Below are 12,673 nucleotides of genomic sequence, written 5' to 3'. Positions count from 1 at the left end.
CTCTCATAATACCTTTGCTTGAAAAATCGTCTTAACCCTTACCGATAAAGCAATTAATTCCTTTTACTGCCTCAAAATCAGCGAACGCACAGTGTCCCGTGCAAGGCATAAGCTTTCCCAATGACCCCCACTGAAAGCACAACTTGCGCTTTCTCTTGCCACTTAACGAAAGTTTCTCGCCAAGTGGGATTATTGGGAGAAAACCAATTGGCTGTGATTGTCACCAACCGCCCGCCATCGCATAACCTTTGCAATGCCGAGTTGATATGGCGAGGGGTTGCGTCAGGATTGCGATCAGCTATCTTGGGAGATGATGAAAAGGGTGGATTCATCAGAACAACGGATGGCTCAGTCTTGTCAGCTAAGTAATCGTTGATCTGTTCAGCATTCACAGAGAATAGTGGAGTGCCAGGGAATAGCCGACGCAGAATCTTTGCTCTGTCCTGGGCTAGTTCGTTGAGCATCAAACTTGCACCTTGAAGTTTAGCAAACTGGGCTAAAATCCCAGTACCAGTAGATGGTTCTAGCACCAGGTCATTGTTTGTGATTTGTCCTGCTAATGCTACTAAGTACGCTAGGGGTAGCGGAGTCGAGAACTGCTGAAGTTGTAATTGCTCCTCGCTGCGGCGGGTATGTGTGGGGCAGAGCGATTGAAGTAGTTGCAACTGCTCTAAAGGATTTTCTGATAATCCCTTTTGCCGGAGGTAGAGAATTAGTGCAACCTCAACAGCTTCGTAAGCATCTTTCCACTGCCACGTCCCTGATGCCGCAGTCCCTAAGAAGTGCTTGTTCATCTGTGCTTGAATCGTCCTTGTAGTTAACGTCCGGTTTTCAAGCAGAGATTTAGTTAGTTCTTGGGCAACACCAACTACGGATTGTCCGTAATCTAGAATAGTTTGTAGGTCGAACAGAGAAACTTGTGTAGCGAGTTGGCTGACCATACATTATATAGATATAATTTTTTCATTTATGTTTGGCGTAGCCAATAGTGCTGGAGAAGATTTTGCTCACAGCAAAGAATTAAAAAAGGAATTATTACCAAGATTTGTCAGGAGATAGCTTTGTCAAAAATCAACTTTTTAAAAAAAACCTTTACAGCCCTTGGAGCCACTTTGCTTGCAATGGTCATCACCGCTTGCAATAACTCTGCTAAATCACAATTACCATCTGCCAATCGCTCATCAGTTGCAAATCTTTCAGATACGTCCAATCCAACTTCCCCACCTGTCTCTGGCACACAAAATTCTGCCAATTCTCAATCGTTGGAACAACAAGCTGTCCAAGTTATTCATGATTATTACGATGCTATTGCCCGTCAAGACTATAAACAAGCTTACTTGCTTTGGGATGGAGATGGATCTGCCAGCAAGGAATCATTTGAGGACTTCAAGCAAGGTTTTGCTAACATAGTATCTGTTGTCGAAGAGGTTGGAAAACCAGGCTCCTTAGAAGGAGCAGCAGGCTCCCTATACATTGAAATTCCAGTTACTGTTACGAATGTCACTAGCAATGGGACTCCACAGCGATTTCATGGTAGTTATAAACTGCGACGAGTCAATAACGTTCCTGGCTCAACTCCACAACAGCGTAGATGGCATATCTACTCTGCCAATATTTCACTTGAGCAGTAATCAATTCAAAATTGATTGGTGGGGTTTAAACTAGTTTTTAGGTAGAAAATTTTAGAGAACTAATGTTTAAGTTTTGTTAGCCTTGACAAAAGCAATGGCACTTTCCCAATTAATTGTTTGGTTCAGCAAATACTTGGTAAATATCGCTTTGAGATATTCTAATTCTTCTAGGGTGAAATTTGGGGCAAGACGTTCTGCGTAACTTAGTCGATTACCATTGGTAGTAAACAAACGCTCCAGAAAAGCACTACTGATGTACATTTGGGTCGAATTTTGCTCAACAACCACATCTACTATCAGTCCTGTTGATGCAAAAGCATCACGTAAATCATCAGCATCCCAATTGAGCATGGGGTCTAATTGATTAGCGTAGATTGCTTCTTCTGCGGCAATTAATCGTTTGTACAACTTGGCATCTAGCGAGTATGGCTCAAGTAAACGATACAACCTTTGAGTGTAGCGTGGTACAGTCTCTGCTAATACTAGCTTTCCTTGTTGGGGTATTAGTTGGGCTATATTTTGGGCAGCTGTTAATTTATCAGGTTCCGACACTAAGGTATTACGCCCAATAATGCAATCAAATTGCAAATCTGGTGCAAGGTCTGCTATTGTCCCAGGCAGTTCAGATATTGGCACAGTCAAAATCATTGGACGGATTAGTTCTTTAAGTGCTGCTGCTTGTTGGTGTAAAGCATTAGCATCAGTGTTGGTGCGAACACAGGCATAGACTCCACCTTCTGGAACTTGTCTTATTGCCTCCCAAGTTAATAAACCAGTTCCAGCATTAATATCTAGCACCAAATAATGACGTTGCAATTGAGCTAAATCAAAAATACGCTCTCGAAGGGTTGCCAACTGTGTACCCACTTGAGAAAGTGTACGCTGCAACCAACGTTCACTAGCTCTATCACCAGTTCCATAAGTCAATATTTCTAACGGCGCAACAGCGCTGCCTTCCATCAATGCAGCAAGTTGGGCTTCACGGCGACGTGAGACTTGTATACTAATTTCTTTTTCTCGACCTTGGGCTGATGGTTGGTAAAATACTTGCCCTTGTAGGCTGGCTGGTAAATATTGCTGTTCTACCCAGTGGTCTCGATAAGCATGAGGATAAAGATAACCCTGCCCATGTCCAAATCCTTTTTTATCTCGATTTGCATCCTTTAAGTGATTAGGAACAGATGCCTCTTTTTCTTGCTCCACTGCTGTTAGTGCATCAAAAAAGCCCATAATGCTGTTTGACTTCGAGGCTGTATTTTGTATAAATTTTGCTCATTTAATTGCTTGAGTTGAAAAATCCGCGAACGGCTCACTAATGCTTTATTCACTTCAAAATACGGATTTTCTGTGGTTGCACCGATTAAAATTACGGTTCCGTTCTCCACCCAAGGTAACAGCGCATCTTGCTGAGACTTGTTAAACCGATGAACCTCATCAACAAACAGAATCGTTCGCCAAGAGTGAAACTTTCGCTGTTGCTGTGCGGTTTCTATTGCCGAGCGAATTTCTTTTACTCCTGATAGCACTGCATTGATGGCAATAAAATGAGCGCTAGTTGTATTCGCTATTACACGTGCCAGTGTTGTTTTTCCTGTCCCTGGCGGGCCACAAAAAATCACTGAGGATAACTGGTCTAAACTAATGGCGCGTCGTAAAAGCCTGCCTTGACCAATAATATGATCTTGACCAACAAATTCATCCAAGGTTCGTGGACGCATCCGCGCTGCCAGTGGTGCTTGGGTTTCTTCTATTTTCTTTAGATGTTGGTCAAACAAGTCCATCTCTTATTCGGTAGTCATCTTGGGTAAATCATTGCACTAACTCCTCTATTTTAATTTTAACGTGACTGCGATAACTCGTCTGGCACTTTGAATAACCATTACTTAGGGCAAGATTTTTTCGCTAACAAAGCCTTTTTAGACGCACCAATACAAAGTTAAGCTTGCACCTGGGCATGGGACATTACGCCTTTACAAAGAGTGCAAAGGCGCAAGCTTTGGTTCAAACTCGAATGGTGGTTAAGCAGCTTTAAAGCGCGTACCAGGTTTACTTTTTTGTTCAGTCACGGTTGGTTTGGTCAAGGACTGCTTGGTTGGTTTAGTGGTTTTGGTGTTGGTAGTTTTGGTAGTTTTGGTAGACTTGGGCTTGGCGGTTTTAGCCCTAGCTTTCGGTTCTACAACTGGAGCTGGTGGTAGTAGCCTTAGTGAGGGTAATTGAAGTACAACTGGTTGAGTTTTGGTAGAACTGTTGTGAGGCTCTAGCTCTAATGTCCAGGGGTCAGAAATTTTCTCAAACTGTGATGTAACGAAGGGGAGTTGTTGAGGTTCGACTACTAGTTGCTCAGTGTTAGATAGTGGCTCAAATTGAGTTGCTGTTACTGTGGATTTGGAATTTGTATTTGATTGTGCAATTGCAATAGGTGGTAATGGCACAACGTAAAGTCCGTCTACGAAGTCGAAAATCATCAGAGCAACAAAGCTCATTACTATAACTTCGATAGCTTGGGTGAGTGTAGATTGGATATCCATTGTATTTTTCCGAATTTTTTAATTGTTCACAAAAGTTCCGCGAAGCGCTAACAGCCCTGTAATCAAGTACGAGGCGAATACAAGAGGTTTTAAAAAGGAATATCTTCAAAGAAATTCATGGGTTGACTGAAGCTTGAAGGGGCGCTTAAGTCTCGGACTACTCTATAGTTTTCTGGATGCCAACAAGTATCACTTAAGGAATTATTTAGCCATTGGTCAAGTTGATTTTGTAGCTCTGAATCGTTCTGAATAAACTCTTTCTCTTCAATTGTCCAAACTCTTGTAATCGCGTTAGAGACAGCTTCAAAAATGGAGTCTTCTAATTGTTTTGGATTCATTTGGATTATCAGTTCAATAATTTTCGCTCTCTTTCTCGCAAAGCGATTGCCTGGGCGTGGGCGCTTGAGGAATCGTACAGAAACTTGTGTAGAATACAAAGCAACACACGGGTAAAACTTCTGCTAATGCTCGATTACGTCAGTGCGGCAATGGCATTTTACGTCACAATGCTCCCAGTACAAGAGTGGATATTGGAATTCCGCCTGGGTTATCTCGGTCGCTACTGGAGCCTGATAAGTGTTGCTGGCTTATTTATAGGCTTCTTGCTCTGTGCGCTGATATTTGTTCCACTGATTATCAACATGACACTAGATCCGTTCAGATACCCTGATCATATTGTGATGAGTGCGATCGCTGCGGTGATTTTTGGTGCAATACTTTGGCTGGGACAGTGGCTGGTACTGCGACAGACTGAGATCACACCCAGAATTTTTGCGCTCATCAATACAGTAGTTGGAATTATTGTCTACTCCCTGCTGGTGTGGTTCAACCAAAAAAGCCTTGTATGGAGCGGTAATCCCATTGAAGGCTGGAAAACTGGTTTAATATTTCTGGTTGGTGGTGCGGTAACAGGTGCAGCCACAGGTAAGACTTTAGATTTCTACTGTTGGCGAATTGAGCAGCAATTAATCAGAATTGAAAAAGAAAGGGTCGAGAAAGAAACCCAAGAGAGAGAAAGGTTTGAAGAAGAAAAAAAGCAGCAAGAAATCTTAGAAGCAGAAATGGCCGAAAGGAAAAGAATAGAAAGGGAAGAGGCTATTGAAGAAGAACGCTTGTGGTACGAAAAACATGGTCAAGACTATGCAGATTATGAAGAGGATGAAGATTATGAGGAAGAGGAGGAAGAATAACCTGAAGGGGTGACATGAATGACCGTAACCGATCGCTATTCCCTATCCAAAACTCAGATGGTGTCTATTTGAATCTCAAGAAAAATTAATTTACTCAGATGGCGATCGCGGTATTCTTGGTTTTGCCGAAAATATCAGCAATCCTTTATCTTTTTTTGTATAAGTTAGTAAGTTCTGCTATTGATTTAACCATAAGGTCAGTCACTCTGACAGCACCTCCAACAAGCCAGCGATCGCACTTTTGCGTTAGGCATTTTATTAGGGAGCAATGCGATTTTGTGAGGTGCTTAAAATTTGGGTGCTAAATCACATATTTAGGGGTGCGATCGCAGCCAAATAACTGTCAAATAACTGTTTTTATTGAGAATTTAACTCTCTAACTGAGAATTAAAGTCCGATCTAACAAAATCGCATTGCTCCCTTTGATGATTGACCTTCATACTATTAATCCTCTTGCTCTCACCTCTGTCTTATTAGAGAAGCGATGCCTGGGTTGGGCTACGCCTATGCAGTTATCAGTTACATCCAGAATTTACGTTGCAATTGACTTTGAGCAAATGCCACTGAGCTAAAAGAGGTGGAATAATGGCTAAACCACCTTCCAAACGCAAAAAAGCCACCTCTGCCGCTTCTGATGATTCAAAAACACCCCCTGACTCTGCAAATGAAGATATCTCTGGTCAAGAAAACCCAGCCTTAGCAACAATCACCGTTACTGCTGTTGAAGTCCCAGAGTTGACAGAAGAAGAACAGCGCGATCGCTTGCACTTGGAGAGGAAAGTGGAGCGGGCGTTTTTTGAGGCGGGCAAGGCACTGGCAGAGTTACGCGATCGCAGATTATATCGCTCCACGCACGGTACTTTTGAAGAATACTGCCGCGTTCGCCCTTGGCGTCGGCGAAGCCATCGCTTTGGTCACAGTCGCCAAAAATCGAATTATTTGATTGCCGCATCTGATGTCTACGAAAATTTGACAACAAATTGTTGTCAAATCCTGCCGACTAGCGAGGGACAAGTTCGCCCCATGACCAAGTTAGAACCGCAGGAGCAGTGGGAGGTGTGGCAAGCTGCGGTGAAACAAGCCTGCGGGAAAGTTCCTACAGGTAGAATTGTCAAAGATGTTGTGCAGAGGATCATGGAGCGAACCAAAGCCCCTAATCCTTACCGTTTGGGGGAAGTGTGCCAAATTATTGTCAAAGATAACCCTGATTTACGAGGAAAAGGTGGGTGCTGGTGCATCGTCAGCCATGTGGGTGAATTCAGTGTTAGCGTGACAATATGGGATGGAGAATACACTGTGAGAATCGACCACCTGAAGCCACTGAACTACCTGGAATCGGAATCTCAGCAGATGCAACAAATCAGCGATGGCGTAACCGCCCACCGGAGGTGATCGCATTCATAGGTTAGGGGAAAAGGACAACTTGGAAGAAGCTGCGCGTGCTGTGTTGAAGCACTTGGGGGAATTGAAGCGACCGTATTTGACGGCAGTGGAAGAGAAGTTGTTGGCTTTGATAGAGAAAGAGTACGGTATTAATGAAGTGGCAGGCAATTTTAAATAAATCAATAAGTGAGAGAAGACAGTGAGAGCAATGATTTGGGCGATTCTAGAAATTTACTAGCTATAAATAGTAGAAGGCAGTGTTTAAATTCAATAAAATTGTTGCTCTCACCTAAATGAATACCCAAATACGTCAGGCACAATACAAGAGAATTTAGTCGTGTCAGTGGACTGGTGATTGAATAGGGGGAGCTTGAGCAATAATATCTTTTGTGGACTTGAATGAAAACCAATGCGGCTCGACTAGTTGATAAACTTTCCTACCTGGCGTTGAGGCAACATTTGCCCAGGTTAACGTCATGGCAGTGATTGGCACCAAGCAAGATCCCAAGGCATTTACAGATTTACGTACTCATATAGTTGCTTGCAACAATCTAAATATACAGCAAGGGATTTAGGGGATATCAAGATTTGTATTTATTCTACAAGAGTTGGTTAAGGAATGAGGATTAAATTAGATCCATAACTTTTTTCTGGGGGCATGGCACTGAAATGCTTATATGCAAGAAATCTGGAAGTTAATAAATCCTCATTCCTAAGCGTACTACTAGGTCGAAGCAAGCTACGCGTAGCGTCTCTAAGACTTAGCTTTACGCTGGGAGCAACGCGATTTTGTAAGGTGCTGAAACTTGCGACGTATATAGGTTGTTTTAGGATGCGCTCGCAACTAAAAAACCAGGTTTTGTTGACAATATAGGGGTGTAATTGAGAACTAAACCCCGATCTCACTTTTTCGCGTTGCTCCCCTTTACGCAATGCTTACGGCAGTTAGTTACTCCCTGTTTTTGCGATCGCCGTTACTCCAGACGTGTAGCACAATACTTGTTGATAACTCTGCATTAGAATATCAAAACATTCTTAACATAATACTTTTCTATGTCCAATTAATCTCTTTAGAACGAAAAGCTCTATCCCAATCGTTAGCAATTACTTCCATCATATTGATCATGCCTTGATAGCCAAAATATGGCTTGTCAACATAAGTTTCTCTGTTGGTGGGGCTAAATACATCAAAAGCAATTTTAATTCCCAATTCCTCTGCCATGTATTTTTCCCATGCCGAGCCAATCACAGCATCAACATCAAACTCTTCTAAGGTCTGTTTTACCTGATAGCCATCTGCCGAAAATATGACGCGGGAATTAAGACCGAGGCTGTGCAGTTCTCGCTCCAGAATTGAACGAGAATCAGGCATCGCCGAGCGAAATAATAAGACTTCTGGAATCATCTCCAATTCTTCAAAGAGCATTCTGACCAGTCCAATGCCAAGCGTCCCATCCGCAGATACGGCAATTCTACAGTTACGATATCGGGGAATAATCATTAATGCTCGTTTGCGAAGTGTATCTACGACCATTTCTTCGCCTTGTTTAATTAGCGGTTCGACGACTTTTTCTTCGATCTTGAAATGTGTCGCCAATGCCTTCAACCATCGGCTAGTGTTGTTTACACCCACTGGTAAAGGTATATCATCAAGGATCAAAGGGATGTCATGGGTCTGTTGCATTTTCCGAGCAAACTTATACCCAACATCATGACTGAGAACAATATTGGCGGTTGCCTCACCAGCTTGCTCTAGTTCTTCAAATGAGGTATTATGAGAGAAGACCGTCTGTACTTTAATTGTTAAAGATTTTAACGTCTTCTTTACCCATTCCAAATCAGCCCACCAAGTAGGATTCAAATTTGCTTGTGGCGCAATGATATTTACAATCCTTGGCTTTCTGCCCCTTCTCTTCGTCTGCCTTTTTTTGATAAAAGGAAGTAAAGCCTCTAAACCCATCTCCAAGCCATCGTAAGCATTGCCCCGAAACCCACCAGCCATTAAAGGAACGAGTTTGGCTTTGATATCTGGCTGAAGCTGGTTGCACAATCCCGCAATATCTTCACCAATAATGTCTGCCGCGCAAGTACCAACGACAAACATGACTTTAGAATCAAAAGATTGATCCGCCTCTTTAATCATCCCTTTGAGTTTCTCAGACGCTCCCATCACAATGTCTGACTCAAAAAGACGAGTACAACCTACTTTCCGCTTGGTGAAATCAACCTCATGAGCATCATACCCAGCTGCAACAGTAGACGCGCAACCCTGTGGAGACTGAATCACAATACTGACATCTTTAATGCCAGCAACCGTAGTTGCAATACCTTCAAGGGCACAGCCAACTACTGGGTCTTTACTATGGTTACAATTGTCAAAAGTTGTTTCAGCAGACATTTTTTCCTCCTGTTTTTCTAAAACTTGACTATGGTAAATGCGTTTCGCGCAGCCTGTAGCGACTTCTGCCTTGACGTTTTCGTGTTTTGTGCAGTCTGTAACAGTTTCTGTCTTCCCTGTAACGGCTTCCGCCTTGACGTTTGCGTGTTTTACGCAGCCTGTAGCGACTTCTGCTTTGACGTTTGCGTGTTTTACGCAGCCTGTAGCGACTTCTGCTTTGACGTTTGCGTGTTTTACGCAGCCTGTAACGGCTTCTGGCTTGACATTTTTGGCTTAAGCCTTGCTTGGATAAAACGCCACCGAATCAGCGTGCAGTGTTTTCCAGTCCTTACAATGCAGCCAGTCCCAGTTTTTTGTTAATAATCGCTTGACTTTCAAGACAGTCCCTACAATTTTCTGCGCCTCTGCGTGAGACAAATCCATACTTTTATTCAGCAAAGTCACATTTCATTTATCACTCGTTACAACATTTGCCCCGTCTCTTCTCTGCATATACGGTACAGTCAGGCAGGTCTTGGGCTAGTTTTCCGGTCAGTGATTGAGCAGATGCTAACCCGGAATCTTTAGGGAACACCATTTGCTTGGTTAAGGAACTGCGGGGTCTAAAACCATATTGGAGTGCTGTTTTAATACATTTTGCGACCTTTAAGGCTCCGCGATAGCCAAATCTAGGACGATTTAAGATGGCATTTAAATCGACGACGGGAATATGAGGGAAACTCAAGGAAGAACCAAAATATACTACTGATTCGGTATCGAGACCACCAATAAAATCTAGTAATTCATCTTCCGTTTGTTTCATGGACTCGTACTTACCAAAAGCCAGTGTCCCCTTCGTAATCAATATTTCCGGGTCTAACCCTGTTTCCAGCAAGTAATCCACACTGGTTTCTCGTGCTTCTGTACTCCACGGATGGAAGTTATAAATTACTACACGCATCCCAAAATCACGATCTAACATGTGGGCAAGGGACAAGCACTTGATAGCATCGTGTCCTTCGATAATTGCTAACTTCCCTTCTATATAACCCTTAGCTGACTCAAATTCAGTCTTGATTGCGGCATATTCCCTTTCCATCAAAGCAGCCGCCTGTTCTTCCATCCCTAAATATTTTGCCGCTCCTTCGAGCCATTTTTCTGTAGCGGTAATTCCATAGGGAAGGATAGTAGAGTTTAGCGGAGTACCGAACTTGTCTGACATGGCTTTGCCGATGGTATAGCCAAGATCCAAACATAAAGTACAGTTGACTGCCGCACTCGGTGCTTGCTTTAGTTCTTCTAAAGTACAGTCACCAGCGATGACGCTGTGAACTCGTGCCCCCATTCCTTCTATCAATCGTACCAGTTCCTTAACATCAGTTTCGACTTCTGTCCTTTCAGGGCCCATCTTTGCGCCCACAATATTGACAGAATCGGCTAGTTGTGCCTTTCGTTCTGGAGTTGGCGGCTCCATAAAGTCTACGATTTGCCGAAATACGATATCAAATCCACTGCGATACTCGCCTGCGAATCCTTCGCAATGTATCGTCATGATTTCAGACTGGATTTCGCTACGCGCCTTATTCACTACATCATCAACACAGTCGCCAATAATACCAGACGCGCAACTAGTAGCAACAACGATCGCATCGGGATGGTATTTTTCATTTACTTCTCGAATCGCGCCTGCTAATTCTTTTTCCCCTCCAAAAATTACTGCCTTCTCACTCATGTTCGTAGTCACCACAGGTTCATAAGGTGAACCACTATTGCGGCTATTGGTCAGTTTGTATGCCCGCTTGACACCATAAGCACAGCCACTCGGCCCGTGAGAAATGACGATCGCATTTTTAATGCCACTTAAAATCTTCGTTGCAGTCCAGAATTTACAGGGGCGGGTATGACTACCTTGTAAAGTGGTCTTAATCTTACCCTCTTTTGCCAAGCGATACAGTTCGCTCAAATTTCCGTAAAATACGACATTCTGATCTATGCTTGCAGTCATGATAACTCTCCAGTCTTTCAATAGCTTCTGTAGCGTAGGTGATTAGATCCCCGACTTCTTTAAGAAGTCGGGGATCTCGTAGATCGTCAAGTGTCTTATTCAGCCTCTTACCAAACGTTTAAGAGCCACTCGCGATCGTGCTTGTTCTCCATATCTGCAAACATGGCGTTAGCAATGTTATCTGCTAGCCATTCTGCTCCTTTATAGCCAATAATTGGGTATTTCCACAGACCTGCCCGATCAAAGCTGGGGAAGCCAACCCGAACCATCGGAATCTTGTGATCGATAGAAATATATCGACCCTTTGAATGACCTAGAATTAAGTCGATTTCGAGGGATTTATCTTTAATGCGGCGCTCCAATTCCCAGAGGTCTGCATTCCAGATGACTTCGATATCACAGGCTGCTTGCTTCTCTAACTCGGCAATTCTTGGATCTTTGGTGCAAGCTCTGTTGTCGTCTCCCAACAACATCAGCACTGGCTCTAACTCGCATTCCAAGCAGAACTCTGCAAGACCAATTACTAGATCGGGATCTCCGTAAATAGCTACCTTCTTGTTGGCGAAGAACATGTGAGCCAGGTCTGCGATCGCATCAATAGCTTTACCCCGTTCTCTAACTAAGGATTCTGGTATTGCTTTCCCAGTCAGTTTCTGGATGTTTTGCAGCCAGATGTCAGTATTTTTGATCCCAATTGGGGTTGGGCCAAGAATTGCCGGAACTTTGAACTTCTCTTGTAAGAATTCGGCTGAACTACCGCCTTCATATTTACATAAGGCAATAGTTCCCAACGCATTAGCAGAATCAGCAATTTCTTCGATGGTGCTATTCCCAAAGGCAAAACTTGTCTTATCGGGCATGGTGGGCGCATCGAAAGTTTCTGTATCCAGTAATATGTTTCCTGGAACATCCATTTCTTTTAAGATGCGCTTAACTTCGGTGACATCTCCAGGGTTAAGCCACCCTGTGATGATGTTCAACTTGCCAGTTGGTTCGCCTTTTTTTGCTAGGTTAGAAATGATTGCGTGTACGCCGACATTATAGCCTGATACCTGGCTACCTTTGTAACTGGGAGTATGTACAGGAACAAGGATAACCTTGCGATCGGGATAGTCTTTCTTTAACTGCCCGTTGAGCTTGTTAATGGTTCCTTCGATATCGTCCCCAATCGTCTCAGTTGAACAAGTGGTAATAATTGGGATAATCCGTAAATCGGGATATCGTGCTACTAAAGTGTGTACGGCTTCCTCAATGCGTGGCTGTCCTCCAAGGACAGCGCTATTCTCATGGAGTGAAGAAGAAGCAATGTCAAAATTTTCCTTCAAATGCTGGGCAAACAGGAGACGAACGAACATACTACACCCTTGTCCTCCATGCACCAAGGGAATACAATCTTTGATTCCGATGGAAGCATACTCAGCCCCAGCAGGCTGACAGGTAAATATAGGATTGATTATTCCCTTGCGTTCTTTCTGTTTTACGACTAAAGACATTCTCTTGACTCCTAGATAGCTTAGAATTGGTGATTTTGTTTGTTTGGCGTTGCTGAACGAAGATAT

13 protein-coding genes are annotated in these 12,673 nt (G+C 43.3%); 5 read left to right on the top strand and 8 right to left on the bottom strand.

The window, feature by feature from the left end; genetic code table 11:
• Positions 1 to 77: 77 nt before the first annotated feature.
• Positions 78 to 941, bottom strand: coding sequence for a hypothetical protein (locus tag V7K32_RS27920; protein WP_334998088.1), 864 nt, complete (start codon positions 939 to 941; stop codon positions 78 to 80).
• 120 nt (positions 942 to 1,061) lie between these two features.
• Between V7K32_RS27920 and V7K32_RS27915 the strand changes: the two genes are divergently transcribed.
• Positions 1,062 to 1,631: a hypothetical protein gene (locus V7K32_RS27915; protein ID WP_334998086.1), complete on the top strand. Its 570-nt coding sequence runs from the start codon at positions 1,062 to 1,064 to the stop codon at positions 1,629 to 1,631.
• 66 nt (positions 1,632 to 1,697) lie between these two features.
• Here V7K32_RS27915 and V7K32_RS27910 read toward each other — a convergent pair whose 3' ends face one another.
• The 4 genes from V7K32_RS27910 to V7K32_RS27895 form a co-directional block, all read right to left on the bottom strand.
• Positions 1,698 to 2,861, bottom strand: coding sequence for a hypothetical protein (locus V7K32_RS27910; protein ID WP_334998084.1), 1,164 nt, complete (start codon positions 2,859 to 2,861; stop codon positions 1,698 to 1,700).
• Positions 2,840 to 3,412, bottom strand: a complete 573-nt coding sequence (locus V7K32_RS27905; protein WP_334998082.1) for an AAA family ATPase — start codon at positions 3,410 to 3,412, stop codon at positions 2,840 to 2,842. The genes V7K32_RS27910 and V7K32_RS27905 overlap by 22 nt, the downstream gene beginning before the upstream one ends.
• Positions 3,413 to 3,649: 237 nt before the next feature.
• Positions 3,650 to 4,159 carry a hypothetical protein gene (locus V7K32_RS27900; protein ID WP_334998080.1) on the bottom strand — a complete coding sequence of 170 codons (510 nt, stop codon included), beginning with the start codon at positions 4,157 to 4,159 and terminating at the stop codon, positions 3,650 to 3,652.
• A gap of 89 nt (positions 4,160 to 4,248) precedes the next feature.
• Positions 4,249 to 4,497 carry a hypothetical protein gene (locus V7K32_RS27895; RefSeq protein WP_334998078.1) on the bottom strand — a complete coding sequence of 83 codons (249 nt, stop codon included), beginning with the start codon at positions 4,495 to 4,497 and terminating at the stop codon, positions 4,249 to 4,251.
• A 126-nt stretch (positions 4,498 to 4,623) separates the two neighbouring features.
• Between V7K32_RS27895 and V7K32_RS27890 the strand changes: the two genes are divergently transcribed.
• From V7K32_RS27890 to V7K32_RS27880, 3 genes are all read left to right on the top strand, one after another.
• Positions 4,624 to 5,349 (top strand): hypothetical protein, encoded by a 726-nt coding sequence (locus tag V7K32_RS27890; protein ID WP_334998076.1) that lies wholly within the window; start codon positions 4,624 to 4,626, stop codon positions 5,347 to 5,349.
• A 585-nt stretch (positions 5,350 to 5,934) separates the two neighbouring features.
• The gene (locus V7K32_RS27885; protein WP_334998074.1) at positions 5,935 to 6,741 is read left to right on the top strand and encodes a hypothetical protein; all 807 of its coding nucleotides are present in this window, start codon (positions 5,935 to 5,937) and stop codon (positions 6,739 to 6,741) included.
• A gap of 31 nt (positions 6,742 to 6,772) precedes the next feature.
• Positions 6,773 to 6,910, top strand: a complete 138-nt coding sequence (locus V7K32_RS27880; RefSeq protein WP_334998072.1) for a hypothetical protein — start codon at positions 6,773 to 6,775, stop codon at positions 6,908 to 6,910.
• A gap of 873 nt (positions 6,911 to 7,783) precedes the next feature.
• Here V7K32_RS27880 and V7K32_RS27875 read toward each other — a convergent pair.
• Positions 7,784 to 9,130: a nitrogenase component 1 gene (locus V7K32_RS27875; RefSeq protein ID WP_334998070.1), complete on the bottom strand. Its 1,347-nt coding sequence runs from the start codon at positions 9,128 to 9,130 to the stop codon at positions 7,784 to 7,786.
• Between the two features lie 37 nt (positions 9,131 to 9,167).
• Here V7K32_RS27875 and V7K32_RS27870 point away from each other — a divergent pair, with 37 nt between their 5' ends.
• On the top strand, positions 9,168 to 9,407 hold the full coding sequence (locus V7K32_RS27870; protein WP_334998068.1) for a hypothetical protein: 240 nt from the start codon (positions 9,168 to 9,170) through the stop codon (positions 9,405 to 9,407).
• Between the two features lie 177 nt (positions 9,408 to 9,584).
• Here the strand turns inward: V7K32_RS27870 and V7K32_RS27865 are convergent, their stop codons facing one another.
• Together V7K32_RS27865 and vnfK are read right to left on the bottom strand one after the other, a co-directional pair.
• A complete protein-coding gene (locus tag V7K32_RS27865; RefSeq protein WP_334998066.1) occupies positions 9,585 to 11,114 on the bottom strand; it encodes a nitrogenase component 1 in 1,530 nt (509 codons plus the stop codon).
• Between the two features lie 107 nt (positions 11,115 to 11,221).
• Positions 11,222 to 12,673, bottom strand: a 1,452-nt coding sequence (gene vnfK, locus V7K32_RS27860) for a V-containing nitrogenase subunit beta (protein WP_334998064.1), incomplete at its 5' end; no start/stop codon positions are given.

The organism is Nostoc sp. (assembly GCF_036917635.1).
GTDB lineage: Bacteria > Cyanobacteriota > Cyanobacteriia > Cyanobacteriales > Nostocaceae > Nostoc.
The sequence above is the reverse complement of the archived record's forward strand: the minus strand, read 5'-3'. Positions and strand labels throughout refer to the sequence as shown.

Excerpts from the sequence above, each read along its gene's own strand:
- V7K32_RS27920 (WP_334998088.1), bottom strand. The coding sequence starts at position 941 with ATGGTCAGCCAACTCGCTACACAAGTTTCTCTGTTCGACCTACAAACT.
- V7K32_RS27910 (WP_334998084.1), bottom strand. The coding sequence starts at position 2,861 with ATGGGCTTTTTTGATGCACTAACAGCAGTGGAGCAAGAAAAAGAGGCA.
- V7K32_RS27905 (WP_334998082.1), bottom strand. The coding sequence starts at position 3,412 with ATGGACTTGTTTGACCAACATCTAAAGAAAATAGAAGAAACCCAAGCA.
- V7K32_RS27900 (WP_334998080.1), bottom strand. The coding sequence starts at position 4,159 with ATGGATATCCAATCTACACTCACCCAAGCTATCGAAGTTATAGTAATG.
- V7K32_RS27895 (WP_334998078.1), bottom strand. The coding sequence starts at position 4,497 with ATGAATCCAAAACAATTAGAAGACTCCATTTTTGAAGCTGTCTCTAAC.
- V7K32_RS27890 (WP_334998076.1), top strand. The coding sequence starts at position 4,624 with ATGCTCGATTACGTCAGTGCGGCAATGGCATTTTACGTCACAATGCTC.
- V7K32_RS27885 (WP_334998074.1), top strand. The coding sequence starts at position 5,935 with ATGGCTAAACCACCTTCCAAACGCAAAAAAGCCACCTCTGCCGCTTCT.
- V7K32_RS27875 (WP_334998070.1), bottom strand. The coding sequence starts at position 9,130 with ATGTCTGCTGAAACAACTTTTGACAATTGTAACCATAGTAAAGACCCA.
- V7K32_RS27870 (WP_334998068.1), top strand. The coding sequence starts at position 9,168 with ATGCGTTTCGCGCAGCCTGTAGCGACTTCTGCCTTGACGTTTTCGTGT.
- V7K32_RS27865 (WP_334998066.1), bottom strand. The coding sequence starts at position 11,114 with ATGACTGCAAGCATAGATCAGAATGTCGTATTTTACGGAAATTTGAGC.